This window comes from Paenibacillus sp. FSL W7-1279 (genome assembly GCF_037969845.1).
Lineage (GTDB): Bacteria > Bacillota > Bacilli > Paenibacillales > Paenibacillaceae > Paenibacillus_AQ.
In genome coordinates, this window is the sequence record NZ_CP150215.1 from 199,779 (window position 1) to 223,961 (window position 24,183).

26 protein-coding genes and 1 pseudogene are annotated in these 24,183 nt (G+C 50.1%); 17 read left to right on the forward strand and 10 right to left on the reverse strand.

From position 1 onward, the window contains the following. Positions 1–83: 83 nt before the first annotated feature. From MKY82_RS00955 to MKY82_RS00995, 9 genes and pseudogenes are all read left to right on the forward strand, one after another. On the forward strand, positions 84–701 hold the full coding sequence (locus tag MKY82_RS00955) for a hypothetical protein (RefSeq protein ID WP_259445537.1): 618 nt from the start codon (positions 84–86) through the stop codon (positions 699–701). A 403-nt stretch (positions 702–1,104) separates the two neighbouring features. Next, positions 1,105–1,566, forward strand: coding sequence for an NUDIX domain-containing protein (locus MKY82_RS00960; protein ID WP_194540385.1), 462 nt, complete (start codon positions 1,105–1,107; stop codon positions 1,564–1,566). A gap of 66 nt (positions 1,567–1,632) precedes the next feature. Beyond that, the gene (locus tag MKY82_RS00965) at positions 1,633–1,836 is read left to right on the forward strand and encodes a DUF4177 domain-containing protein (RefSeq protein ID WP_006207549.1); all 204 of its coding nucleotides are present in this window, start codon (positions 1,633–1,635) and stop codon (positions 1,834–1,836) included. Between the two features lie 26 nt (positions 1,837–1,862). Next, positions 1,863–2,612: a DUF3891 family protein gene (locus MKY82_RS00970; RefSeq protein ID WP_339295272.1), complete on the forward strand. Its 750-nt coding sequence runs from the start codon at positions 1,863–1,865 to the stop codon at positions 2,610–2,612. Between the two features lie 103 nt (positions 2,613–2,715). Then, positions 2,716–2,892, forward strand: coding sequence for a hypothetical protein (locus MKY82_RS00975; RefSeq protein WP_164762893.1), 177 nt, complete (start codon positions 2,716–2,718; stop codon positions 2,890–2,892). Between the two features lie 63 nt (positions 2,893–2,955). Next, a complete protein-coding gene (locus MKY82_RS00980) occupies positions 2,956–3,765 on the forward strand; it encodes a DUF368 domain-containing protein (protein ID WP_194545010.1) in 810 nt (269 codons plus the stop codon). 103 nt (positions 3,766–3,868) lie between these two features. After that, positions 3,869–5,019 (forward strand): annotated as a pseudogene (locus MKY82_RS00985) (IS3 family transposase). Positions 5,020–5,251: 232 nt separating this feature from the next. Continuing rightward, positions 5,252–5,446, forward strand: coding sequence for a hypothetical protein (locus tag MKY82_RS00990; RefSeq protein WP_194540387.1), 195 nt, complete (start codon positions 5,252–5,254; stop codon positions 5,444–5,446). A gap of 162 nt (positions 5,447–5,608) precedes the next feature. Continuing rightward, complete coding sequence (locus MKY82_RS00995) at positions 5,609–6,622, forward strand: serine hydrolase (protein WP_194540388.1); 1,014 nt, start codon at positions 5,609–5,611, stop codon at positions 6,620–6,622. An 85-nt stretch (positions 6,623–6,707) separates the two neighbouring features. On the opposite strand, the gene MKY82_RS01000 is transcribed toward MKY82_RS00995, so the two are convergent. The 8 genes from MKY82_RS01000 to MKY82_RS01035 all read right to left on the reverse strand — a co-directional run bounded on the left by MKY82_RS01000 (position 6,708) and on the right by MKY82_RS01035 (position 12,796). Next, a complete protein-coding gene (locus tag MKY82_RS01000) occupies positions 6,708–7,160 on the reverse strand; it encodes a hypothetical protein (RefSeq protein WP_194540389.1) in 453 nt (150 codons plus the stop codon). A 59-nt stretch (positions 7,161–7,219) separates the two neighbouring features. Continuing rightward, positions 7,220–7,909 carry a hypothetical protein gene (locus tag MKY82_RS01005; RefSeq protein ID WP_194540390.1) on the reverse strand — a complete coding sequence of 230 codons (690 nt, stop codon included), beginning with the start codon at positions 7,907–7,909 and terminating at the stop codon, positions 7,220–7,222. After that, positions 7,902–8,780: an ABC transporter ATP-binding protein gene (locus tag MKY82_RS01010; protein ID WP_339220912.1), complete on the reverse strand. Its 879-nt coding sequence runs from the start codon at positions 8,778–8,780 to the stop codon at positions 7,902–7,904. Before MKY82_RS01010 ends, MKY82_RS01005 begins: the two co-directional genes overlap by 8 nt. Before the next feature lie 5 nt (positions 8,781–8,785). Beyond that, positions 8,786–9,154, reverse strand: a complete 369-nt coding sequence (locus MKY82_RS01015; protein WP_071219476.1) for a GntR family transcriptional regulator — start codon at positions 9,152–9,154, stop codon at positions 8,786–8,788. A 172-nt stretch (positions 9,155–9,326) separates the two neighbouring features. Next, positions 9,327–9,938, reverse strand: coding sequence for a response regulator transcription factor (locus MKY82_RS01020; RefSeq protein WP_071219477.1), 612 nt, complete (start codon positions 9,936–9,938; stop codon positions 9,327–9,329). After that, the gene (locus MKY82_RS01025; protein WP_339295273.1) at positions 9,871–11,103 is read right to left on the reverse strand and encodes a sensor histidine kinase; all 1,233 of its coding nucleotides are present in this window, start codon (positions 11,101–11,103) and stop codon (positions 9,871–9,873) included. Before MKY82_RS01025 ends, MKY82_RS01020 begins: the two co-directional genes overlap by 68 nt. Before the next feature lie 20 nt (positions 11,104–11,123). Continuing rightward, entirely contained in the window at positions 11,124–11,870 is a 747-nt protein-coding gene (locus tag MKY82_RS01030; RefSeq protein ID WP_339295274.1) for an ABC transporter permease, read from the reverse strand. 2 nt (positions 11,871–11,872) lie between these two features. Further along, the gene (locus tag MKY82_RS01035) at positions 11,873–12,796 is read right to left on the reverse strand and encodes an ABC transporter ATP-binding protein (RefSeq protein ID WP_220686977.1); all 924 of its coding nucleotides are present in this window, start codon (positions 12,794–12,796) and stop codon (positions 11,873–11,875) included. 310 nt (positions 12,797–13,106) lie between these two features. Between MKY82_RS01035 and MKY82_RS01040 the strand changes: the two genes are divergently transcribed. The 8 genes from MKY82_RS01040 to MKY82_RS01075 all read left to right on the forward strand — a co-directional run bounded on the left by MKY82_RS01040 (position 13,107) and on the right by MKY82_RS01075 (position 21,238). Continuing rightward, complete coding sequence (locus MKY82_RS01040) at positions 13,107–14,057, forward strand: ROK family glucokinase (protein WP_220686976.1); 951 nt, start codon at positions 13,107–13,109, stop codon at positions 14,055–14,057. A 50-nt stretch (positions 14,058–14,107) separates the two neighbouring features. Beyond that, a complete protein-coding gene (gene rapZ, locus MKY82_RS01045; protein WP_071219481.1) occupies positions 14,108–15,016 on the forward strand; it encodes an RNase adapter RapZ in 909 nt (302 codons plus the stop codon). Positions 15,017–15,073: 57 nt separating this feature from the next. After that, positions 15,074–16,015, forward strand: coding sequence for a YvcK family protein (locus MKY82_RS01050; RefSeq protein ID WP_181469905.1), 942 nt, complete (start codon positions 15,074–15,076; stop codon positions 16,013–16,015). A gap of 5 nt (positions 16,016–16,020) precedes the next feature. After that, positions 16,021–16,950, forward strand: a complete 930-nt coding sequence (gene whiA, locus MKY82_RS01055; protein WP_071219483.1) for a DNA-binding protein WhiA — start codon at positions 16,021–16,023, stop codon at positions 16,948–16,950. 102 nt (positions 16,951–17,052) lie between these two features. Next, positions 17,053–17,322: an HPr family phosphocarrier protein gene (locus MKY82_RS01060; RefSeq protein ID WP_006207570.1), complete on the forward strand. Its 270-nt coding sequence runs from the start codon at positions 17,053–17,055 to the stop codon at positions 17,320–17,322. A gap of 339 nt (positions 17,323–17,661) precedes the next feature. Further along, the gene (locus MKY82_RS01065; RefSeq protein ID WP_339295275.1) at positions 17,662–19,440 is read left to right on the forward strand and encodes an ABC transporter ATP-binding protein; all 1,779 of its coding nucleotides are present in this window, start codon (positions 17,662–17,664) and stop codon (positions 19,438–19,440) included. A 38-nt stretch (positions 19,441–19,478) separates the two neighbouring features. After that, entirely contained in the window at positions 19,479–20,159 is a 681-nt protein-coding gene (locus tag MKY82_RS01070; protein WP_220686975.1) for a response regulator transcription factor, read from the forward strand. Further along, positions 20,159–21,238, forward strand: a complete 1,080-nt coding sequence (locus MKY82_RS01075) for a HAMP domain-containing sensor histidine kinase (protein WP_220686974.1) — start codon at positions 20,159–20,161, stop codon at positions 21,236–21,238. The genes MKY82_RS01070 and MKY82_RS01075 overlap by 1 nt, the downstream gene beginning before the upstream one ends. 781 nt (positions 21,239–22,019) lie before the next feature. Here MKY82_RS01075 and MKY82_RS01080 read toward each other — a convergent pair. Further along, entirely contained in the window at positions 22,020–22,748 is a 729-nt protein-coding gene (locus tag MKY82_RS01080; RefSeq protein WP_071219487.1) for an amino acid ABC transporter ATP-binding protein, read from the reverse strand. Further along, on the reverse strand, positions 22,741–24,129 hold the full coding sequence (locus tag MKY82_RS01085) for an amino acid ABC transporter substrate-binding protein/permease (protein WP_233355153.1): 1,389 nt from the start codon (positions 24,127–24,129) through the stop codon (positions 22,741–22,743). Before MKY82_RS01085 ends, MKY82_RS01080 begins: the two co-directional genes overlap by 8 nt. Positions 24,130–24,183: the final 54 nt, after the last annotated feature.

Genomic DNA, 24,183 nt, shown 5'->3' on the forward strand with positions numbered 1-24,183 from the left:
TTATTTGTTATAATGTGGAAAACGGGTTCGCCAAGGGGGAGATATAACTGAAAGGTAAAATCCTCTCCATTTCCGCAATCATCATGGGGTTGCTGTTTATTTCCAATCAGCATCTGGGCTATTCGTTCGGGGATGATCTGTTTCGCTGGGCAGGGATCTCGCCATGGACTAAGCAAGGCAACTTAGGTCTTCATCTGCCCGTTATTGCAGGTCTTATCTTATTGACGATCGGCGTTCTGTGGGTAACGAGCATTTATCGCCCGCATTATCCGAAGATCATGAGCCGGGTGATGATTGGCTGTGTTGCATGGATCGTTATTTTCCCATTCATATCAGAGTTTGTGATGTATGTTGTGAATTATAATTCGAGCGGAATATCCAGCGTCGCCTATACCAAAAAAGACAGCAAATGCGATTATCGTACAGAGAACGAGGCTATTCTGGCACGCTGCCAGATTCAAATTTACAGTTATGGTACCGAGCAGCAGGTTACGGTACGCCCGCTAAGCCTTGATATTGGAGGGAAGATGGTTGATTTCGAGCCTAAGGTGGTTACGGTTCGGCCACGAGGGGTGGTGCAGGTCGAAGAAACCTTTGAGGGTTCGACAGAGCAAATCGATGCTTCATACGGTGTTTCAGGCGGAATAAACGAGCCAGGCATCGAGTTGATCGTCGATGGCAGGAGCAAGCAGGTGAAGTAGCCTCCCGTTACGTATGAAGGTACATGACTCTGATATCCGAGGTGGACCATGGCAAACTTCCATCGCATGGAGTGCTAGATGAAAATAACGCTGATCACGCTGTTCCGTGGGAGAATATTAAGGATTGGATTGCGGCGGGGTTCATCCTGCTGATCATTGTGTGCGTGGCGTCCGTTGTTCGCAAGAAGCGGGCGAGTGGCTCATATAGGCGCTAGATGGCTTCGGGAGTTGGGCACTTATTCACGATGTGTTTATAACAGAGCCGGTATTCTTTGAGCATGCTCATAGGACACCGGCTTATTACATTCATGTATTTGTACGAATTACAGGCTGACTCATGGAGGATTTATATTTGCTACAATAGAATACAGAACTAGAAACCGATACGATAAGGAGACAGCTCATGAAACCGATACGAAACTCGGCCAAGGCCGTCATTATGCGGAATCATCAAATTCTTCTAACGAAAAACGTAGATCATTTGGGGGATTTCTATCTGTTCCCTGGCGGCGGACAAGAGAAAGGGGAAACCTTGGTACAGGCGGTGATCAGAGAGTGCCAGGAGGAAATCGGGCGTAAGGTGGAAGTTCGCGATCTGCTGCACGTCCGTGAATACATAGGGTCCAACCACGAGTTTGCGGAATGGGATTCCGATGTGCACCAAGTGGAGTTTTATTTTGAGTGCAACTTGGCGGATGCAGGGGATACCTTTCTTGGCCATAACCCGGATGAATACCAGGTGGGTGTGGAATGGATCGATCTGCCCGCATTGGATGACATTAGAGTATACCCTCGCTCCTTGGTTAAGCCGCTTCAGGATAAGGCTGCGCGCCCCGTGGTTTGCTATGTTGGCGATACGAACTGATTTTATCTATAGAAAGTGTTCAAGTTTGTGATCCAAATTCAAATGAGAGGATGGAGGATGCCGCGTATGGATCAATGGGAATACAAAACGCTGAAATACAAAACCGGAGGATTTCTCGGAGGCAAGGTGAACGAGGAGGAATTCGAGGATTTATTGAACAGCTACGGAATTGACGGCTGGGAATTGATCTCGTGCTTTGATACGAGCGTGCATCAAGGCCAGTCCAGAGACATCATTGCCGTGATGAAGCGAAGGGCATATCTGGGGTAGAGAATGAATAGAGGGGAGACGATCTGATGATCATTCGCGAGACAGAGGATGCTTTTGTGATGACTACCCAGGACGACCATGGCCGATTCTCGGGCGATGTTGCCCGGGGCTTCCGGCGAGAGCTGTTTATGGATGAGTCTGTATTGGAAGAAGTACTGCTGGCTATTACCGAGCATGACCGTGCTTGGCTTCGGATGGATGACACGCCGATTTGGAATGACGAGAGCCGGACTCCGTATACTTTTATCGATTATCCGGTCCAGCCGAAAATGCTAATGTATACCAAGGGTGTTGATGAGATCGAAGCGATGAGTCCTTATGCAGGGTATCTCTGCAGCCTTCATTTTGCGTCGTTTATGAAAAATGCGGCGGAAGCCCCGCTGGTAGAATTCTACCGTTCGGAGACGGAACGGCAAAAAAGACTGCGTGAACAGTTTTCATTCCCCGATGAAGATGTGGTTAACAGGCAGTTTGGCCTGCTGCAGCTGTGCGATGATATCTCGCTCTATGTAAACATGAATGCACCCGGTGTTCCCAAGGATCAGGAGCATCCTTGGTTCAAAGAGGGCTTCGATATGTCAATCGATGGGGAAAAGGTCATGGCGTCCTGGGCAAGCGAGCATGAGATTCGATTGCGTCCATTTCTGTTCGAACAGGCATGGTCGGCTTCAGTGAAGTGGAAATATGTGCTGATGGCGAAGATTGATCAGCAGGGAGTGGCCAAGGCATTTGATGGAGCAGCGTGGACGGAGCAGACGGTTACTTTTGTACCTTAAGTTTATATAAACGGTCATCCTTCATCGGCAAAAATATGATATGATCACCACAGTGGGTTATAGACTGGACGATTTGATTCTGTAGGAATGTAGAGGATGAATAATGAAGAAAAAGGAATTTTTGATCGTTGCGCTGCTTAATTTTTTGGCTGCGATAGCGTTCTTGGTGGTTGTTTTCATTACGGATCGAAGCTCTTGGCAGTGGGGATTTGGAGTCGTTTCACTGTTGTTTGCGATTGGTGGAGTAGGAAACTTGGTTTTGCATGCCAAGAACAAGTAAAATCTCCTTCGCAGGGCTATCACGATAAGATTCACTTTGTAAGGCAGGAGGATTATGATTTTGATAGAATGGAAGAACCTTTATCGGGGTGTGCTGATGGGAGTCAGTGACCTGATACCAGGTATAAGCGGCGGCACCATTGCTGTCGTGCTCGGTATCTATGATCGTTTGTTGGCGGCTATCAGCGGATTTTTCAGCAGGGAATGGAAGAAGCAGCTGGGCTTTTTGATTCCGCTTGGCGTTGGAATTGGAGCAGCTCTATTGCTGCTGAGTCGCTTGATTGAATACCTGCTGGCAAGCTATTATGAGCCCACCCAGTTTTTCTTTACCGGATTGATTTTAGGGGTGTTGCCTCTTATTCTACGTAAAGCGGAGGCAAGAACCAAATTCAAAGCCGTGCATGTGGTCGTGTTGATTGTAGCAGCCGGTTTATTGGCTTCGACAGCCTTTCTCAGAACGGATGCCACATCCGATCCGATAACGGTCCTGACCTGGTCCAACGGGATCGGACTGTTCTTATCCGGCTGGTTAGCCAGCATGGCGATGCTGCTGCCTGGTATTAGCGGGTCATTTGTACTTCTCCTTCTAGGCGTATATTCTACTGCTATTTCAGCGCTTTCCTCATTAAATATAGGAATTATAGCTGTCATTGGTGCGGGAGTGGTGGTTGGCTTTGTAGTTAGCAGCCGGTTGATTCGGTACTTGCTTGACCGTTTCCCATATATGACGTATGCCGTGATTATTGGATTGATATTAGGATCTATTGTTATCGTGTTTCCGGGTATTCCATCCGGAACGGGGATGATGGCTACCAGTGTAGGAACCTTGCTGCTGGGGCTTATCGTAGCGGTATTCATGGGCAGAAAAGAATAAGCTTGAAAATGTAAAACTGGTATTATCCCCTCATGGTAGACAGTGAAAAAAGAGGACATGTTACAATGAACTCAAATACTGGATACCGGAGGGGATTTTTGTTATGTCAGCGAAGAAAGGCCAAACCTTTAATCGATATAGCGAAGAAACGAAGAAAGAAGCCGTTCGTCTGCGAGTGGAAGAAGGTTGGACGTACAGTCGGATCATGAAGAAGTTTGGGATTAAGAGCGAGAGCCAGATTATCACATGGGTTCGTAAAAACCAAAATGGAGAGAGTTTCGAGGATTACCGTGGACGTTGGACGAAGAAGCATTTTAGTAGTGCAGAAGAAGAAAATGCTTATCTGAAAGCACAGGTAGAATATCTAAAAAAGCTCAATCCAAATTTGCACGGAGAGGAAAGTTGGATTTCGAAGCCCGGTGCCAGTCCGTTCGAGAAATAAGCAAGTGGGCACCTGTGGTTTGGCTGTGTAAAATTGCTGAAATTTCGCGTGCAGGTTACTACAAATGGAAGAAAAATGCTGCCCTCAGAGAGAAACGAGCAGACCGGGATGCGGATCTGAAAGCACATATTTTAAGCATTCATCGGCTTCGTCCTTATTTCGGCTACAAACGTATGCGAACCGCGTTAGGCAAAGAAGGCCTTGTAGTGAATCACAAAAAGGTACGCCGCTTAATGAGAGAACTTCAGATTCGTTCCGTGATTCGCAAGAAACGTCCATTTGCTGGCCGGAAACCGTCCGTTCTGTTCCGTAATGTCCTAAATCGGGAATTCTCAGCGACAACTCCTGTGCAGAAGCTCGTGACGGATATTACGTATGTCCGGATTGGGCATGATTTTGCTTATCTCTCCGTGGTGATGGATCTGTACAACAATGAAATTGTAGCGTGGGAACTCTCTGAGCGAAATGACTTAAAACTCGTTACAGACACAGTGAAGAAACTGAAATGTGGACCTTCCTTGCTCCACTCGGACCAGGGGTTTCAGTATACAACACAAACCTATGCCAAGTTACTTGAAGAGAAGAAGCTTACAGGAAGCCATTCCCGGCGTGGAAACTGCTATGACAATGCTTGTATTGAGTCGTTCTTCTCCCACTTAAAGACAGAGAAACTGTATTTGGAGAGACCTCAAAATCTGGAGCAAGCCAGGAGCCAAATTACGGAGTATATTTCGTTTTACAACATGGAACGTTTCCAAAACAAACTGGGCGACCTCTCCCCGATTGAGTTTCGGGAAAAAGTCGCCGCTTAATAAAATCTCTTTTTTTAATGTCTACTCGACGGGGCTATGACCAAAACAGGGAGCCGCGTGCTTCCTGTTTTTAGGTTGACACGGAGCAACTTTACTATGGCGGAGCGAAGGGTTGAGGTGGAATATGAATCATTTATGCCTTTACTTGTCATCACATTTATGTGATAATATTCACAAATGGTAGCGATGTTTAGATGTCGATGTTGTCTTTCCAAGTAAAGGAGCGTTATTCATGAGGAATAATGGGAATTGTGTCAGCTGCGGCGGCGAGGTATACCCTGCCTCTAACAGATGCGCTCAATGCGGAATGCTGCAGACGCCCGGTCCAACCAAGCACAGATTCATGCTGCAGGTCGCTTCGATGATTGGTGCCGGGTTGCTTATTTTTGCAGTCCCGGTGATCCTGCTCATGATGTGGAGATATTAGAATCGAAGCGAATCAACATTGGTATAAATCCCCCACTGGAAGACTGATTGAAGCGTTCATCAAGTGATGAGGGGGATTATTTCATTATATTGATCTTGTACCGAGACTCTCATTCAGGATGCATGGTAAAATACCCCTAACTAGAAAAGGATGGGGTTCGCTATGATACATATAATAGAAGAATTTGCTGCCAGCATTCGTTTTTCGGGTGCTGTGCTCGTAACCGACGAAAATGACAACATCGTATGGAACGGTGCCTTCGGTTATTCAAACCGGGCCGATCAGATCCCGAATCAAGCAGACACCCGGTTTGGCATTGCCTCAGGCTGTAAGCTGTTCACCGCGATTGCGGTTTGTCAGCTTATCGAACAGGGCAAGCTGTCGCTGGACAGCAAGCTAAGCGATTGTCTGGATATTCCGCTGCCTAATTTTAGCCCGGAGATTACCGTTTCTCATTTGTTGAGTCACAGCTCGGGTATCCCGGATTACTTTGATGAAGAGGTTATGGACGACTTCGAGGATCTGTGGAAGACAATTCCCATGTATACACTCCGTAACGGAAGGGATTTCCTTCCTCTGTTCCAGGATGAGCGTATGAAATTTCAGCCCGGTGAAAGATTCCATTACAACAACGCAGGATTTGTGGTGCTTGGCCTGATCGTTGAACAGCAGACTGGAATGCCGTTTCGCGACTATGTCCAGCAGTTTGTATTGGAGCCGTGCGGCATGCAGCATTCGGGATATTTTCCGCTGGATCGTCTGCCCGCGAATACGGCTTACGGGTATATTGATGAGGAAGACGGCACGTGGAGAACGAACCAGTATGCCATTCCGATTCAAGGTTATGCCGATGGCGGGGCCTATGTGACGGCACCGGATATGATCAAGTTATGGAGATCGCTGATGAACAACACGATGCTCACCGCATCCATGACCGAGAAGCTGCTGGCTTCACATATACAAGTCCCGGGCAGTGATCTGCATTATGGGCTTGGCGTGTGGATTACCAAGAAAAATGAGAATGTGTTTAAATACCACGTCATGGGCTATGATCCGGGGGTGAATTTTCGGTCTGCTTATTATCCGGCCACCGGTCATACCCTTGTAGTGGCTTCCAATGCCGCTGATGGTGCTTTTGAAATGATGCAGTTCATCGAAGAAGAATGGTTGAAGTGATCTGATCAATATGAAACAGCCCCGGGCCTTGAATAGGTCAGGGGCTGTTGCTTTGTTGATTCCAAGATCAAGCGGGTGCTGAGACTTACGATTCAGCTTTGAAGTACCGATTCGCCGCGGGTCGGAACATAAACATCAAGGCTGCAACAACGGCGATTATATGAAGGATACGGCTGGAGGCAAACAGGATGGAAATATTGTCTGCATTAGCAAATGCGTCCCAAAGGGAACCGCCGTTTATGAGCCATTTGATGGGGTCAATGATAAGGGAGAGAATGCCAAACCCGCCTAAAAACAAAGCGAGTGTGATACGCGCCCAATTCTTACCACGAAGCATTCTGACCATGATGTAGACAAGGACTGCGAACATCATGGTTCGTGCTGCGACTTGAGTGAGAATACCGACAATTCCAGCACCCGTTTGGCTGGATATCGAATCGATGACAGCCAGAGTCATCTCGAATACTCCTGCACCGATGGCAATGATCCATAACAGAAAGGACTGGAACACCTCAGAGGGGATAGCATCCTTTTTCAAGATTCATCATTCCTTTCGTGCTAGAGTGATACAATAACACGTTGTTAGGAGAAACAAGTTTAAACGATGGTGCGTCTGGCCGTGAACCACCAGCCTCCTGCAAGCAGAACGAGGGAGATAATCAGCGTGAGCCCAAGCCCTTGTAGCAGCGAATCGTTGAAGAGAAGGGCCAGCAAGCCGTCAGCCAGCGTATGCCGGAGTGAAGGAATGGAGGTAAAGATCGGGATTGCCGCAATAAATACCACCCAGATCACCCAGCCCATGATGTGACGCAGACCGGAAAACAACAGATTCAGTAGTGAAATAAGAAGCAGGTACGCGCCGAATTGATAGAAGAACATGCCAACGATTCCAAATTGAGTCCACCCAAAGATTTCAAGGATGTTGAAGGTATTCTCGTATTGTCGTATAAAGCTGATCTCCACCTGTAACCAGACGATATTGAGGACAGCAAAAATGGCGGACCATATGGAGTAAACCAGAAGCATGCCAACATAATATTCTTTTCGTGTAGCTCCTAAATTCATTACCCGCCGGAACAAGCCTGCCGGGAGCACGCTGCCTACAAATATAAGGAACACGATGAGGAGATTGGCCGCAGACACCTGCGTATTCTCCGTACTGTCTCCAAGAGACAGGCTTACGATTACATTTGTAATCATACTTATCGCTACAGTGCCCAGCATCACCAGGAGATAAGGTCGAAGCTGAAGAAATGAAGCCCTCATGAGCGCAGTGGTTTTATTCAATGGATTGGCCTCCTTCGATCAAATAGGAGAAAAACTTTTGCAGCGGTAAACCGTCAATAACGATACCAAGCTTGTTGGCTTGTGCACGGTCTGCCTCATGGATAGCTCCATATATCGCGGTTAAGGAACCTTTACCATAAGATTCTTTATAGATCACGTGGCGATCCTTCGTAAACAGTTCGACTTGCTCCTGGTTCCCGGTCAACAGATGAGAATTGGCACGGATATGATCAACATCGTCATGCAATAACATAGCGCCGGAATCCATGATGTAAACTTTCTCAACAACGGTTGCGATCTCATCAATCAGATGGGTCGAGAGCAGGATGGTCCGGGGATGATTGGCATAATCCTCAACCAGAACGCGATAAAATCTCTCTCGCATGAGCACATCCAATCCCAGCACCGGTTCATCAAATACGGTAATCGGGGCCCGGCTGGCCAGACCGATAATGTTTCCGACCAAAGACTCCATTCCCCGTGACAGCTGGCGGATTTTTTTGTCCGGGTTCAGCTTGAATGTCTTCAGCAGGCTCTGGGCATAATCCCAGTCCCAGTTCTCGTGAAAGACCGATGCTAAGCGCAGCACTTCAATCACCTTGGCACCGCCGAAGAACAAATTCTTCTCTCTTACGTAACAGATCCCTTTCGGAGTTTCCCCATGCTTAAGCTTGACACCCGAGATCTGGATGCTGCCATAGTCGGGAAAAGATCCCCCGGTCATCATATTAAGCAGCGTGGTCTTTCCGGCGCCATTGCGGCCCAACAGGCCATAGATCGTATTCTCTTCAAGCTGGAGCTCCAGATTTCGGACCGCTTCCGTACGCCCGTAACTCTTGCTCAGGTTGGAACAGGTAAGTATTACGTTCATCGTGCTCATCTCCTATCTCTCTGTTTGATCATTTCTATAACGTCGTCGGTGGTCAATTCAAGCTTTTCCGCTTCATCAAGCAGCTTCAATACGAGTTCGTTGTAAAACCGGTCCTGCCGCTTGGTCAATATGATCTGTTTGGCATCTGCTGCAACAAACATGCCGAGCCCCCTTTTCTTGTACAAGATCCCTTCATTGACAAGCAGGGCAATGCCTTTTACAGCTGTAGCGGGATTGACCTGAAAAGTACTCGCGAACTGCGACATCGAGATAATCTGATCATCCGCTTGGTATGTCCCGTTCAATATGTCATCCTCAATCATATCTGCGATTTGCTGAAAAATCGGCTGTCCTTCGTCAAACCTGGAATTCATGATATCACCCTGTCGGTATGTTAGTCTTGTAACATACTATAATGCCAAGTGGAAAGATGTGTCAACCAAAAAAATAAAAAACAGGCCAACGTAGGCCTGTTTTCGATGTGAAGTACAAAAAGCCCCCGTCTTAAAGAGACGGGGGGAGGTGTGTGAGCAAGCCGTGAGGGGCCTATATCCAGCCCTTCTCCTCTGCCATTGAGATGGCCTCGATCCGGTTCTTGGCACTCAGTTTGCTTAAGATCTCGGACATATAGTTGCGGACAGTCCCGTAGGATAAGTGGAGCTTCGACGCAATTTCATTAGAACTGTTACCGTCGGCAGCCAATCGCAGCACTTCCCGTTCGCGTTCGGTCAGCGGATTGGCACCCGCACCTGACAGCGTACCGAATACGAGCTCAGGGGAGACCTCCCGCCGTCCATCCATGACTCGGCGGATGGCTTCTGCCAGCCGTTCACTGGGCTCATCCTTAAGCAGGTATCCCTGAACGCCCGCCTGTACGGCCCGTTCGAAATAACCAGGCCTAGCGAAAGTGGTCAGGATGATGACCCGGCTGGGATAACCGCGCAGCTTTACTTCCTCCGCCACTTCGAGACCGCTGCGCGCAGGCATTTCGATATCGAGCAGGCATACATCAGGTTGATGCAAGGCAATCAGGGACAGCGCTTCATCCCCGTCGCCGGCTTGACCAATCACATCAATATCGTCTTCAAAATCAAGCAAGGAAGCCAGAGCGCCGCGCAGCATTCTCTGGTCCTCGGCGATCAGCACTTTGATGCTCATGGGAAGTGTCCTCCTTCCGGTTCTTGATGATGATCGGAACACGAATCACTAATATCGTGCCTTGTTGCTCGGAGCTGGCCTCAACGGTGCCCCCGATGAGGGACAGCCTCTCCGCCATGCCTTTCAGGCCATTGCTGTTGGATGAAGCTGATGGATCTTCTTCCTTGCAATGAAGACCAACGCCATCGTCGGCCACCTCAAGCCGCCACTCATTGCCCAGCGACTCGATGGCAATCCGGCACTGGCTCGCCTGACTGTGCTTCACCACATTGGTTACGGCTTCCCGCAAGCAGAGGCTTAGAATATTGTGGGCCAGGTCTGAAATTCCCTCCAGCTTCGGATTACCGGCACAGCTAAACTGGATATCGGCGCTCTCCAGAATGATCTGGGCCTCGACCAGTTCCTCGGGCAAGGTGGCGGTCCGCATGTCGGATACCAGCTCACGCACTTGGCGCAGCGCGGCGCGCGAGGTGTTCTGAATCTCCCGGGCCTCCATTTGGGCTTTCTCGGGATCCTTTACCGCCAGCTTCTCCACAAGCTGGCTCTTCAACGTGATGAGAGACAGGGTATGACCCAAGGTATCGTGAAGATCTCTGGCGATACGCATCCGCTCTTCGCCTTTAATCAGATTGCGGATCTGCTCGTTAGCCTGCGCGAGCTCCTTCTCCAGCTGCTGTCGCCGGTTTAGAGAGCGGATGCCGAAGGGTGAGAACAGCATGATGAGAAAGAAAGGAATCATAAAGACCAGATCCCTCCATCCCAGCATGCTCGCATTTTTGATCAAAGGAATGGTCTCTATGATGCCAAACAGCACAAGGGATATCGTGAATTTGCGCCGGTCGGTATACCAGCCGATGAAATTGGCAGTGAAGAACCCCATATACATATAGGTTGGGTGGTACCACATGCAGAGAATGAAAATGATGGACATCTGAAAGCCGAGCCACCAGAAAAAACGAGGCGTGCCAGCAGCGAAGTAAAGCTGGCGGTACGTGAGGAGAAACAAGGCAATCAGCGTATATCCAATCCCCATCTTCCAGCCTTCTTCGCTCATCATGTTGATTACGGGCAGAGATATATAAATGAGCCACAGATAGGGGAAAACCCCCAATTGCGTTGGAAAAACCTCAAACCCTGCGGACTTCGCGTCTTTCAATTTTTTCATGAAGCCATCATCCTATCCCCTTAATCGGCTTGTTGTTTTTTCCGAATATAGGTGGATAGTAACATAAATACTGCCAAATATCCTGCTAAAACCATGAAATTATCCAATCCCGGCGCTTCTCCGCGAACGATTGACCATGCACCTCCGCCAAAATGATAGGAGGGCATCCACTTACCGATGGCTTGCATGATGGAAGGCATCGCTTCGATCGGGAACCACATCCCGCCCGTAACGGCCAGCCCTAAGTAGATGCCGTTGCTGACGCCGCTTGCCGTGTCGACCCGTTTCATGGATCCAATCAAGGTACCGATGGCAAGAAACGGGACGGATGCGATCAGAATCCACAGTCCGCTGAGCAGCCATTGTCCGTAGGTGAGGGAGACTCCGTTAATCAGGTAGCCGGCTACAAAAATGACGAGGATGCAGAGCAGATGCATAACCGTCTGCACAAACATTTTGCCAAAGAAATACACGCTGCCAGGAAGCGGCGTTACCCGCATATATACAGCCCAGCCCTGGACTCTCTCTTGCACGAGGCGAATGCCGAGCGACATGATGGCGGTGCCCATGACACTGAAGGACGCCATCGACATGAGATAGTGGGCCTGCCATTGTCCGGTATCGTCGGCCCCCGTATTCACGACCCGCGTAAAGATGAAATAGAACAGAATTGGCATGACCAAAGACCAGAAAATATAATACGGATTGCGTACCATCCGGAGTAATTCCATTTTGCACTGCAAGGTTATCAGTTTCCAGGTTGTCATCGTTATACAGCCTCCCCTTGATCCATCGTTAATTGGTCGAATGCTTCGTCCAGGCTTCCCTGATCAATGCGAATGTCGCGTACAGCCAGCCCGGCCCGGAACAGAGCCGCCAGGGCCGTGTCCGTATCATCGGTTACGGCGTTCAGCCGGCCGTTGTGTTCATACACATCGGTTACGCCGGGTACTTCCTGAAGCAGCTCCTTGACCTGCTGGTGGTCCGCATCCACGATAAAGGAAACCGACCTTCGTGTCAGCTTGGCTTTGATCGCTTCCGGCGTGCCATCGGCGGCAACCTGGCCTTGATGGAATAGCAGAATGCGGTCGGCCATATCGTCCGCCTCTTGCAGATAATGCGTGGTGAACAGAATCGTTTTGCCCTGATCGGCAAGCTTGCGTACCGTCTGCCAAAATAACCGGCGGGCAGAAGTATCCAGGCCGACCGTTGGTTCATCGAAGAACAGCAGCTCGGGGTTGCCCGCAATCGCCAGCGCAAAGCTGAGCTTGCGTTTCTGGCCGCCGGACATTTTGACAGCCCATTTATTCAGTTCTTCAGCGGTAAGTCCGCTCAAGCTCGCGATTTCATCCAGTGTTAGCGGGTTCGGATAATAGCCTCGGATGAGATTGATAATTTCGCGCGTCCGCAATCCGTCCATAACACTGACCTCTTGAAGCATGGCGCCGATCTTCTCACGTACCTTCAAGTCCTTCGGACTGCGTCCGAACAGAAGAACTTCACCCTGGCTCGCGTCTTTAAGGCCGAGCATCATGGAGATGGCGGTTGATTTCCCTGCTCCATTAGGTCCGAGAATGGCTGTGATTGACCCTTTCTCTATCGTAAACGACACTTGGTTGACGGCTTTTTTGCTTCCGAACATCTTGGTTACCTGCCGCAGCTCTGCAATAGGTTCTTGAATTGGGTTTGTCATGGAATCGCTCCTCCGTAATCGAAATGATCTGAATTCATCATACGAAAGCGAAGGAATGCCTGTTAGTAAAGGATGTCACCACTTCGGAGTGACAATTGTCATGTCGGATCTGCCATAGGGAGAGGGGAGTTAGATGATGAACAAACAAGAGAGGTTTCGCGGATGTTTGGATACGCTTACATAATCGAAATTAAAGGACTGCTTACCGTTTTCCGTCACGTGGTGTTCTCTTGACCGCAGAAGTGCCTTCAATTATAGTGGGTACAGTAGGAGCAATCTATAATATAGAAGGAAAAAGGTGGCTTGAAACATGTCTGAGAACATCTACGTCGGTGTCGATCTGGGCGGAACAGCAATTAAAGTTGGAATTTGCAATGAAGAGGGGCATCTTCTGCATAAGTATGAGGGGCCGACGGAAACAGCCAAAGGCGTTGACACGGTTATTGACAACATTGAGAAATATGTGCGTCACATTGTGGAAGAATCGCCATTCAGCTGGGATCAACTTGCTGGTGTGGGAGCTGGATTCGCCGGCTTTACGAATATTCGTGAAGGCATCATTATTCTGGCACCGAATGTAGGATTTAAAGATGTACCGATTCGCGCACTGCTTGAAGAGCGTCTCGGCAAGCCCGTCAAAATAGACAACGACGCCAATGTGGCTGCATTGGGTGAAGCCTGGAGCGGATCAGGCCGCGGCGTCGAGAACTGCGTATGCTACACGCTGGGTACCGGTGTTGGCGGAGGCATTATTATTAACGGCAAGATTTATCAAGGCTTCGGCGGCATGGCTGGCGAGCTTGGACATATCTCGGTTGTGCCGGACTTGGAAGCGATTCAATGCGGATGCGGTGAAATGGGCTGTCTGGAGACGGTTTCGTCCGCAACCGGCATTATCCGTATGGCGAAGGATGCCGTAGAGCGTGGGGACCGTACTTCCCTTGCCCATGTAGAGACCATTGCGGCGAAGGAAGTGTTTGATGCTGCAAAGGCCGGCGATGAAGTTGCCGTTCGGATCGTGAATCGCGCAGCTTATTACCTGGGCAAATCTATGGCTGCCGTTGCGGCCGTGCTGAATCCGGAAGCTTTTATTATCGGCGGCGGCGTATCCAAAGCCGGCGACATTCTGTTTGATGAAGTCCGCGCTGTATTTGCGAAGCTGACACCAGAGCCGCTTCAGCGAGGTGTGCGCATCGTTCCGGCTGAGCTCGGCAATGATGCCGGCGTTGTAGGCGCCGCCGGACTGCATTTGCGTTCGTAGATTATTCACCATACATCGTCTGATCTAAACTTATAAGGGAGGGAAAGCTGATGCTGGAAGCAGCCAACCGAGGCAGCAACACATCATCCATGGCCACCCTGATCATCATCACCGGGATGTCGGGAGCAGGTAAGACCTTGGCCGTACAAAGTCTGGAGGATCTTGGATTCTTTTGCGTCGATAACCTGCCTCCGGTGCTCATTCCCAAATTCGCGGAGCTGATCGATCAATCCAAGGGTAAGATCGGCAAGGTTGCATTGGTCATCGACCTGCGTGGCCGCGAATTTTTTACGGCTCTATCAGAGTCTCTGAGTTACATCAAGGACCACTTTACCATCCACTGCGAGATTCTATTTCTGGATGCAACGGATTCCGTGCTTGTACAACGTTATAAGGAAAGCCGCCGTCGCCATCCGCTCGCTCCGGAAGGTATGCCGCTTGACGGAATAAGGTTGGAGCGCAAAATGTTGGATGAGCTGAAGAATTCGGCTACCCAGGTGATCGATACCAGCAATATGAAGCCTGTGCGATTGAAGGAGAAGATTATCTCACGTTTCACACATCTGGAGAGCAGCACGTTATCGGTAAATATCACATCCTTTGGGTTTAAATACGGGATTCCGATTGACGCTGATCTGGTGTTTGATGTGCGCTTTCTGCCCAACCCTCACTATGTGGAGCAACTGCGCCCAAATACCGGCCAGAACAGTGATGTGTATGAATACGTGATGAAATGGCCGGAGACGCAGGCCTTTCTAACCAAACTGCTCGATATGCTGCATTTCTTGATCCCGCAATACCGGAAGGAAGGCAAAAGCCAGGTTATTATCGGCATTGGCTGTACCGGCGGGAAGCATCGCTCCGTTGCGATAGCCGAATACCTTGGCAAAATGCTGGGCGTTAGCGAAACGGAGACGGTATCGGTGAGTCACCGTGATTCCGATCGGGATCGGCATTAATTAAGGGAAGTGATAAATGTGGCTGTGCAAGCTAGAAAGCGTCCCCGCATCGTCGTGATGGGTGGAGGAACCGGGCTGTCCGTTATGCTCCGGGGACTCAAGGAGAAGCCGCTTGATATTACGGCTATCGTTACCGTCGCTGATGATGGGGGAAGCTCCGGCATACTGCGTAGCGAATTGCAGATGCCGCCCCCGGGAGATATTCGAAATGTACTTACAGCGCTCGCCGATGTGGAGCCGCTGTTATCCGATATATTGAAATACCGTTTTAAGAATGGCTCGGGACTGGCCGGGCACAGCCTCGGCAATTTAATCTTGGCTGCCATGACGGATTTGCACGGTGATTTTGTCACGGCAGTCAAGGAGATGAGCCGGGTTTTTGTTGTTCGTGGACAGGTGCTGCCCGCAGCGGGTGAAGCCGTTATTTTGCATGCAGAGATGGAAGACGGTTCCATCGTGACCGGTGAATCCAAAATCCCGGAGGCTGGGCGCCGCATTAAGCGGATCTTTCTGGAGCCGGAGCATGTTGAGCCGCTGCCGGAAGCGCTGGAGGCGATTCAGCAGGCCGATGCAATTCTGATCGGTCCGGGAAGCCTATACACCAGTATTTTGCCCAATTTGCTTGTTCCCAAGCTTGCTGAAGCCATCGTATCCTCTGAGGCGATCAAAATGTTCGTGTGCAATGTGATGACGCAGCCTGGAGAAACTGATAATTATACGGTAAGCGATCATTTGCAAGCCGTTTATGATCATATTGGTCTTCATCTGTTCGATTATGTTATTGTAAATGATGGCGAAATCCCGCCGCAGGTTCAGGATAAGTATGCTCAGAAGGGTGCAAAGCCCGTGTTCCTGGATCGCGATGAGGTGACCAGCAGAGGGTACAAACTCATTGCAGATAAGCTTGTGCTATTTAGAACATACTTAAGACATGACGCTGACAAGCTGAGCAATCATATTTTTCAGCTGGTACAGGATTGGATTACACGAAAGGGGTGAGTACCTTGTCCTTTGCGGCACAGACGAAGAAAGAACTGACAATGATCGAAAGCCAGAACTGCTGTGAAAAAGCCGAGCTGTCCGCGCTCATTCGGATGAACGGTTCTGTTCAGCTTTCGAACAAAAAGGTAATCCTGGATATTTCAACGGAAAATGCCGCGATTGCAAGACGTATTTATTCCTTAATTAAGAGGCATTTCCAGGCACATACCGAACTTTTGGTGCGTAAAAAAATGCGTTTGAAGAAGAATAACGTATATATCGTACGTATTCCCGCCCAGGTTCAGGAGATACTTAAAGAACTGCGCATCGTTTCCGAGGGCTTTCTGTTTCAATCGCGGATTGATGAACAAATCGTTCGCAAAAATTGCTGTAAACGCGCCTATTTGCGCGGTGCCTTTATGGCTGGCGGATCCGTGAACAATCCGGAGGGGTCTTCATACCATCTGGAAATTGCCTCAATGTATGAAGAGCACTGCCAGTCCCTGGTGGATCTGGCGAATGAGTTTCATCTGAACGCACGCTGCATCGAGCGGAAGAAAGGTTTTATCTTCTACATTAAGGAAGGCGAGAAAATCATCGAGTTCCTTAATCTGATCGGTGCCCACCAGGCATTATTCAAGTTCGAGGATGTCCGGATTATGCGGGATATGCGGAATTCGGTGAACCGGATCGTGAACTGCGAGACCGCCAACCTAAACAAAACGATCGGCGCTGCCGTCCGTCAGATTGAGAACATTAAGCTGCTCCAAAAGGAAATGGGTCTTGAGAATTTGCCCGATAAACTGCGGGAAGTGGCGGAAATTCGGCTGGCTCATCCGGATATGAATCTGAAGGAAGTCGGCGAGCTGCTTAAAGGAACCGTCAGCAAATCCGGCGTTAATCACCGCCTGCGCAAAATCGACGAATTGGCCGAAAAGATTCGGAATGGGTAAGAATTTTTTCTTCTAGTGTCCTGTATGGTAAAATGGTATAATATTATAAAATGTCAATCGCGCTTTCAATGCAGCAGATTTATTAGATAGGGGGTAATTTTCATGACAAAGCACCCGGTAGTCGTTCGGTTAAAGACGGGTCTTCACGCCAGACCGGCCGCGCTGTTCGTTCAGGAAGCGAATAAATACTCATCTGAAATCTTCGTTGAAAAAGATGATAAAAAAGTTAATGCCAAAAGTATCATGGGAATTATGAGCCTTGCGATCAGCTCTGGTACGGAAGTTTACATTAGTGCTGAGGGAGCCGACGCGGAGCAAGCGGTTACTTCACTCGTGAACTTGGTGAGCAAAGAGGAACTCGAGAACCAATAAGGATCACCGTGATTGAAGTTTAAGAAAAGTCTTGTTACTGCAAGGCTTTTTTTGCTATCAAGGTCTTCTGTTGCTGGATTCTCGCTTGGTTTTCGTGCGTACATATGAATAGATTTCGAGAAGGGGCGGAGAAATCCGCTCTTTTTCAACATATTGGATGTATAAGTTTCAATGGGGTCCCCGCAAAGTATTTGGAATAAGCATGTAGCTTAGGTTCCACTTGGTGGGGTTATTTTCGGTTGTTTCCCTAGAAGTAAGCCTTCGTTTAACTTCAGTTTAACTTGTTGATATATTCTTTCCTTATAGACAATAAACAGGGATGGAAGGGAAGAGAACACGATGAGAGAAACGGATCATACTTCGATACAGGAAATTGCTCAGGAAAGGCCGGCCGGCAGCAGCAAAGCAGGTTCGCAGGCCTTCTTCCGGCTGTTAAAAGAAACGAAACCGCCGATGCTGCTGCTGATTGGAGCCATCTTGCTGAATGTGGTATCAACCCTGGTCGGGCTAGTCATTCCGATGTTTACAAAGAGCCTGGTGGATGGCTTCTCCTTAACGGATATGAACCGCTCCCATATCATCGGACTTGGGATCGCATTTGTGGTGCAGACGATAGCCGCAGGGGTTTCGATCTTCTTGCTGAGTTATACGGGACAGAAGATGGTGGCCGCCCTTAGGGAACGGCTGTGGAAAAAGCTGCTGGTGCTGCCGATCCGCTACTTCGATCATAACCGTTCAGGGGAATCGGTCAGCCGGATGACGAATGATACAGGAGTGATCAAAAGTCTCATATCGGACCATGTGGCCGGATTTTTTAGCGGGATTATTTCTATTGTCGGTTCCATTGGGGTGCTCCTCTATCTAAACTGGAAGATGACACTGACGATGTTTATCGTCATTCCGATTGCAGCGCTGATTCTTGTGCCGCTTGGCAAGAAAATGTATAAAATCTCGCTTGGCATGCAGGATGAGACGGCTACGTTTACGGCGAATATCAGTCAGGTGAAAGCATCAAACGCTGAGGACAGAGAGTATGAGAATGGGCATAAAGGGATCACCAATCTGCTGAATTTCGGGATCAAGGAAGGCGTGGTATCCGCCTGGATCGCGCCGCTGATGTCTTTCGTGCTGATGATGCTGCTGGTGGTGGTCATCGGGTATGGCGGACTTCAGGTATCCACAGGGGCATTGACCGCCGGCGAGCTGGTTGCGTTTATCCTGTATCTGATTCAGATCGTGATGCCGATGACGCAGTTAACGACGTTTTTTACCCAATTTCAGAAGGCCAAAGGAGCAACCGAGCGAATATTGGAAACACTGGATGCAGAGGAAGAGTCCATTTCGGAAGGTAGCGATGTGGTGAACGCGAATCAGCGGGTGTCCATCGAGAATCTGTCGTTTGGTTACAAACCGGATGAGCTGGTACTGCATGATATCAGCTTTCAGATGGAGCCGGGCACGGTCACGGCAGTGGTTGGACCGAGTGGCGGAGGCAAAACGACGCTGTTCTCCATGCTGGAGCGTTTTTACCTTCCGCAAAAAGGACAGATCCGATTGGGCAAGGCGGCGATTGATACGTTCTCTTTACGCTCATGGCGCGGGCTGATTGGTTATGTCTCACAGGATAGTCCAATGATCGCGGGAACCATTCGCGACAATTTATGTTATGGGATGGACCGGGAAGTGAGCGATGGGGAGATCCGAAGAGCGGCAGAAATGGCCTATGCAGATGGATTTATCGACGAGCTGCCGCATGGTTTTGATACGGATGTAGGCGAACGGGGCGTGAAGCTCTCCGGCGGTCAGCGGCAGCGGATTGCCATCGCCAGAGCCTTGTTGCGGGATCCGAAGATTCTGATGCTGGACGAAGCCACCTCCAGTCTGGACAGCCGTTCCGAGATTGAAGTACAGAAGGCGCTCAAGAACCTGATGGCTGGCCGGACGACGATTATTATTGCACACCGGTTATCCACGGTTGTAGGAGCGAATCAGATTATTTTCATTGAAAAAGGAACGGTAACCGGACGGGGAACGCATGATGAATTGATTGAGCAGCATGACATGTACAGAGAGTTTGCCGTACAGCAGCTGCAGATGAATGAAACGATTGAGGCCTAAGCGCGCCTTGAAATGCTGGGGAAGAAGGGATGGCCACCATGGCAAAAATATTGGTAGTGGACGACGACCCGAATATCCGCGAACTCATAAAGGTGTTTCTGGAGGAAGCGGGGATGGAAGGGGTATTCGAAGCCTCGGATGGCGTCGAGGCCTTGTCCGTCATGGATCAGACATCTCTCGATCTGGTCGTGATGGATATCATGATGCCGAATATGGACGGATGGGAGCTATGCCGGGAGATCCGGAGGAACACCGGTATTCCGGTGCTGATGCTGACGGCAAAAGGGGAAACGAGGCAGATCGTGAAGGGCTTTGAGCTGGGTACCGACGATTATCTGGTGAAGCCCTTCGAACCAGCGGAGCTCGTTGTGCGCGTCAAAGCGCTGCTGAAGCGGTATCAGGTAGCCGCATCGCAGACGGTGACCATCGGCAAGCTGCAGATGAACCGCAGAACCTATGAAGTCAAGGCGGGTGATGAGGCTTTTACCCTGCCGCTGAAGGAGTTTGAGCTGCTCTTCAAGCTGGCCAGTTATCCGGGGAGCACGTTGCCGCGCGACAGGCTGATCGAAGATATATGGGGATATGACTTTGAAGGAAACGAACGGACGCTGGACGTCCACGTGAATCGGCTGCGGGAGCGGTTCCCGGAGGAGAAATACCGGTTCAGGATTCGGACGGTGCGCGGTCTAGGTTACCGCCTGGAGGCAGGTGAAGGTTAATGAAGAAAACGCACAAAATATGGTGGAAGATCGTTCGGGAAACGCTTCAGACCATCTTGGTCTTTGCTGTCTTAGGCGCGTCATGGACGGCGGCGACCTATGTGACGCGGTTTATTTACACCTGGACTGGAACGCCGCGTTGGGATTATGTCGTCCAGCTGATCAACTTGTTTGTTGGCGTCATCATCTTCTTCCTATGCATGCTGGTCGTGGGCATGTTCTTCAAGCATCGGCAAATGGCCATGCTGAATTCCATTACGGATGCCATGCGCCGGATATCGCAGGGAGACTTCAAGGTAAAGATGAACGAAAATGAATGGCGCGGGGAGTTCAAGATGATCGCCAGCAGCATTAACGACATGGCCGGCGAATTGGGGCGGATGGAGACCATGCGTCAGGATTTCATCTCCAATGTGTCCCATGAAATTCAATCCCCGCTTACTTCGATTCGGGGGTTTGCAAGGGCGCTCCGAAATCCCCGCCTCACGGAGGAGAAGAGAGCCCGTTACCTGGAGATCATCGAAGGAGAGAGCCGCCGCTTGTCGCAGCTGAGTGACAATCTGTTAAAGCTGTCATCCCTGGAAGGAGAGCAGCCGGCATTCGAAAGGGCCCGTTACCGGCTCGACGGGCAGCTGCGTGCGGTCGTCTTGGCGCATGAGCCGCAGTGGCTGGCGAAACGGATTCAGGTGGATCTGGATCTCGCTAAGGTAGAGATTGAGGCCACAGAGGATCTGCTGAGTCAAGTGTGGACCAACTTGCTGCACAACAGCATCAAATTCACGCAGGAAGGCGGTATGATCACCATCGTGCTGAAGGCAGGGGAAGACGGAGCCGAGGTTACGATGACGGATACGGGGGTTGGGATGTCGGAGTCGGACCAGCTGCATATATTCGAACGCTTCTACAAAGCGGACAAATCGCGTAATCGCGCTGCGGGTGGCAGCGGGCTTGGATTATCGATCGTGAAGCGGATCGTCGATATTCATCAAGGGAAGATTACGGTCCAATCCGAGCTCGGAAAGGGCTCTGTTTTTACGGTGATGGTGCCTTATAAGCGACCACTGGATATGAAAAAGTGAATTCTGCAGAGAAGGTTGGACATAAAGCATTTCCCTCGGTAATCTTGCGAATGTAACGGACACCAAGGACCTTATTTGCCGTATAAAGCACCGTAAACTAAAATAACGGACACCAGATCCGTTATTTTAGGATTTGTATAGGTAAATGCGGTCTTTTGGAAGGATTAACGGATCCTTAGTCCGATAGTCTTCGGAAAAGCCCCATTTTCCATCAAATAAGGTACTCTCGGTCCGTTAGCTCCACTAAAGCAGGGTGCAATGCAGTCATAGCAACGACCATTGCAGTCGGCTCTAAATAATATATTGCAGATGCCTATAGCCGTAAGAAAAAACTAGCCGGCGATAACGCTGCACGATAAAATGCAGATGCTAATACTTAGCTGGCGATAGCGCTGCACGATAACATGCAGATGCCAATACATAGCTGGCGATAGCGCTCTACAACAATATGCAGATGCCAATACTTAGCTGTTCGATGGCATGTACATGCCATTGTTAGCCGTACGATAACCGGTTAGTTTCACCCTAACGGTGCTAGTCGGATAATAGGGTCACTGGTTACTGCATGAATATGGTCGACAGCCAAGCACATTCCGAGGCCATGCGCCGTGTTTGCCGCGTGCCTCTCCCGCGCAGTGTAATAATGGCTGCTGCAAGATGATCAGCGTCGACGCACCTCAGCCACGCACCGTGCGCATAGGAAGCAGTGCGCACAGGGAGCAACGGCAAGGTACGTGCAGCCATTCGGCAACGGTTTGCTACAGGTAGGTTAGCTGCACTGTTACAGCACCTTCTCCAAAAAGCTGATGGTACGCTCATGCTTCGGTCTGCCGAACACTTCCTCCGGCGGGCCTTCCTCTACGATATACCCGCCATCCATGAAGATCACCCGGTCCGCAACCTCGCGGGCAAAGCCCATCTCATGCGTGACGATCATCATCGTCATGCCTTCGCGCGCCAGATCCTTCATGACGCCGAGCACTTCGCCGACCATCTCGGGGTCCAGCGCCGATGTCGGCTCGTCAAACAGCATGATGTCCGGATTCATCGCCAAGGCCCGGGCGATCGCGACACGCTGTTTCTGACCGCCCGACAGCTGGCTGGGGAAGGCCTCCGCCTTATCGGAGAGGCCTACTTGTTCCAGCAGCTTCAGCCCCGTGGCACGCGCCTCGGACGCGCTCTGCTTGCCCAGCTCGACCGGGGCAAATGTGATGTTCTTCAGCACATTGAAGTGGGGGAACAGATTAAAGTGCTGGAACACCATGCCGATGTTTTCACGTGCCTTGTTGATGTCCGTTTTAGGGTCATTGATATCCTTGTCATGCACGAACACCCTGCCTGCCGTAATGTCCTCCAGTCGGTTGATGCAGCGCAGGAAGGTGCTTTTGCCGGAGCCCGAGGGCCCGATGACACAGACAACCTCGCCTTCCTGAACCTGCATGTCGATGCCCTTCAGCACCTCGTTCGTGCCAAAATTCTTCTTCAGTCCTTCTACGCGGATTTTATCCATGACGCACCTTCCCTTCCAGACGGCCCGAAATTTTAGTCAGAATAGTAATCACGACCAGATACATGATGGCGACCACGAGCCAGATATCAAACGATGCGAATGTTCTTGCGATGATGATTTTCCCGGATTGGGTCAGCTCGACCAGGCCGATTACCGACAGGATCGACGTATCCTTGAGCGTGATCACCAGTTGGTTAATAAAGGTCGGAATCATGACTTTGATTGCCTGGGGAATGATGATTTTCATCATGGCTTTACGGTATGGCAGACCGAGCGAGCGGGCAGCCTCCAGCTGTCCAGGGTCAATGGATTGGATACCGCCCCGGATAATTTCCGTGACATAGGCACCGGCATTCAGGCTAAGTGTCAGGACAGCTGCCACGATCGGCGACATCGTGAACCCGAGCGCTTGCGGAATACCGAAATAGATGAAGAAGGCAAGAACCAGCAGCGGTATGCCGCGGAAAATATCCACGAATACAGTTGCGATGCCTCGGAGCCATTTATTGCGTCCGACCTTCATAAAACCGAATATCAACCCTAGGAAAAAAGCGAAGAACAGCGATACGATGGTCAACAGCAGCGTATTGCCAAGGCCCTTCAGCAGCGAAGGCAGCGACTCCACGATCAGCTCCCAGCGGCTTTGATTCGCCGCGCCTACGGCATTTTCGCCAATGTATTTTGCCTTAATGCGATCGTACTCTCCGCTTGCCTTCAGGTTGATCAAGCCGGCATTGAATTTTTCCAGTAGCTCCTGGTTCCGTCCCTTGCCGACGGCAAATCCGTAGGAGGCACCCGGCTCCATTTTCGTGACGATCTTCAGTCCATTGTTCTGTTCGACTCCGTATGCCAGCACGGGAAAATCGTCAAAACAGGCAACGGAATTGCCGGTCCTGACATCGTCATACATCTGGGCGGAATCGTCGAAAGGCACGATGGTAAATCCGTACTTGGACGAAATGGATTCAGCAAAGCTGTAGCCCTCCGTACCGGTTTTGACAGCGACTTTTTTTCCTTTTAAATCCTCGTACCCTTTAATAGACTCCTGATCCTGGCGGATGGCCATGACCACACCAGAGTCAAAATAAGGGTCGGAGAAGTCGAATTTCTGCTTCCGCTCTTCCGTGATGCTCATGCCGGCAATGACGCCGTCCACCTGATTGGCTTCCAGCGCCTGAACCGCCGCATTGAAGCCGAGCGGCTTGATCTCATATTTGAAATTTTGATCTTTTGCGATCGCATCCAGCAGATCCATGTCGATACCGACAAATTTGCCGCTTGCATCCTGGAATTCAAACGGGGCAAACGTAATGTCCGTTCCGATCTGATAGGTTTTACCGGAGGCTGGCTCTGCCGCGGCGCTTGCCGCCCCGTATGGCATGCCCGCTGCCATGAGTATCAGCAGTGACATGAACGCGTATAACATCCGGAATGA

What these genes read in the sequence shown, in the direction of transcription:
- MKY82_RS01040 (WP_220686976.1), top strand. Translation starts at nt 13,107, where the DNA reads ATGTCTGAGAACATCTACGTCGGTGTCGATCTGGGCGGAACAGCAATT.
- rapZ (WP_071219481.1), top strand. Translation starts at nt 14,108, where the DNA reads ATGCTGGAAGCAGCCAACCGAGGCAGCAACACATCATCCATGGCCACC.
- MKY82_RS00975 (WP_164762893.1), top strand. Translation starts at nt 2,716, where the DNA reads ATGAAGAAAAAGGAATTTTTGATCGTTGCGCTGCTTAATTTTTTGGCT.
- MKY82_RS01070 (WP_220686975.1), top strand. Translation starts at nt 19,479, where the DNA reads ATGGCAAAAATATTGGTAGTGGACGACGACCCGAATATCCGCGAACTC.
- MKY82_RS01010 (WP_339220912.1), bottom strand. Translation starts at nt 8,780, where the DNA reads ATGAACGTAATACTTACCTGTTCCAACCTGAGCAAGAGTTACGGGCGT.
- MKY82_RS01080 (WP_071219487.1), bottom strand. Translation starts at nt 22,748, where the DNA reads ATGGATAAAATCCGCGTAGAAGGACTGAAGAAGAATTTTGGCACGAAC.
- MKY82_RS00955 (WP_259445537.1), top strand. Translation starts at nt 84, where the DNA reads ATGGGGTTGCTGTTTATTTCCAATCAGCATCTGGGCTATTCGTTCGGG.
- MKY82_RS00970 (WP_339295272.1), top strand. Translation starts at nt 1,863, where the DNA reads ATGATCATTCGCGAGACAGAGGATGCTTTTGTGATGACTACCCAGGAC.
- MKY82_RS01035 (WP_220686977.1), bottom strand. Translation starts at nt 12,796, where the DNA reads ATGACAAACCCAATTCAAGAACCTATTGCAGAGCTGCGGCAGGTAACC.
- MKY82_RS00995 (WP_194540388.1), top strand. Translation starts at nt 5,609, where the DNA reads ATGATACATATAATAGAAGAATTTGCTGCCAGCATTCGTTTTTCGGGT.
- MKY82_RS01015 (WP_071219476.1), bottom strand. Translation starts at nt 9,154, where the DNA reads ATGAATTCCAGGTTTGACGAAGGACAGCCGATTTTTCAGCAAATCGCA.
- MKY82_RS00965 (WP_006207549.1), top strand. Translation starts at nt 1,633, where the DNA reads ATGGATCAATGGGAATACAAAACGCTGAAATACAAAACCGGAGGATTT.
- MKY82_RS01020 (WP_071219477.1), bottom strand. Translation starts at nt 9,938, where the DNA reads ATGAGCATCAAAGTGCTGATCGCCGAGGACCAGAGAATGCTGCGCGGC.
- MKY82_RS00960 (WP_194540385.1), top strand. Translation starts at nt 1,105, where the DNA reads ATGAAACCGATACGAAACTCGGCCAAGGCCGTCATTATGCGGAATCAT.
- MKY82_RS01065 (WP_339295275.1), top strand. Translation starts at nt 17,662, where the DNA reads ATGAGAGAAACGGATCATACTTCGATACAGGAAATTGCTCAGGAAAGG.
- MKY82_RS00990 (WP_194540387.1), top strand. Translation starts at nt 5,252, where the DNA reads ATGAGGAATAATGGGAATTGTGTCAGCTGCGGCGGCGAGGTATACCCT.
- MKY82_RS01030 (WP_339295274.1), bottom strand. Translation starts at nt 11,870, where the DNA reads ATGACAACCTGGAAACTGATAACCTTGCAGTGCAAAATGGAATTACTC.
- MKY82_RS01075 (WP_220686974.1), top strand. Translation starts at nt 20,159, where the DNA reads ATGAAGAAAACGCACAAAATATGGTGGAAGATCGTTCGGGAAACGCTT.
- MKY82_RS01025 (WP_339295273.1), bottom strand. Translation starts at nt 11,103, where the DNA reads ATGAAAAAATTGAAAGACGCGAAGTCCGCAGGGTTTGAGGTTTTTCCA.
- MKY82_RS01050 (WP_181469905.1), top strand. Translation starts at nt 15,074, where the DNA reads ATGGGTGGAGGAACCGGGCTGTCCGTTATGCTCCGGGGACTCAAGGAG.
- MKY82_RS01085 (WP_233355153.1), bottom strand. Translation starts at nt 24,129, where the DNA reads ATGCCATACGGGGCGGCAAGCGCCGCGGCAGAGCCAGCCTCCGGTAAA.
- MKY82_RS01060 (WP_006207570.1), top strand. Translation starts at nt 17,053, where the DNA reads ATGACAAAGCACCCGGTAGTCGTTCGGTTAAAGACGGGTCTTCACGCC.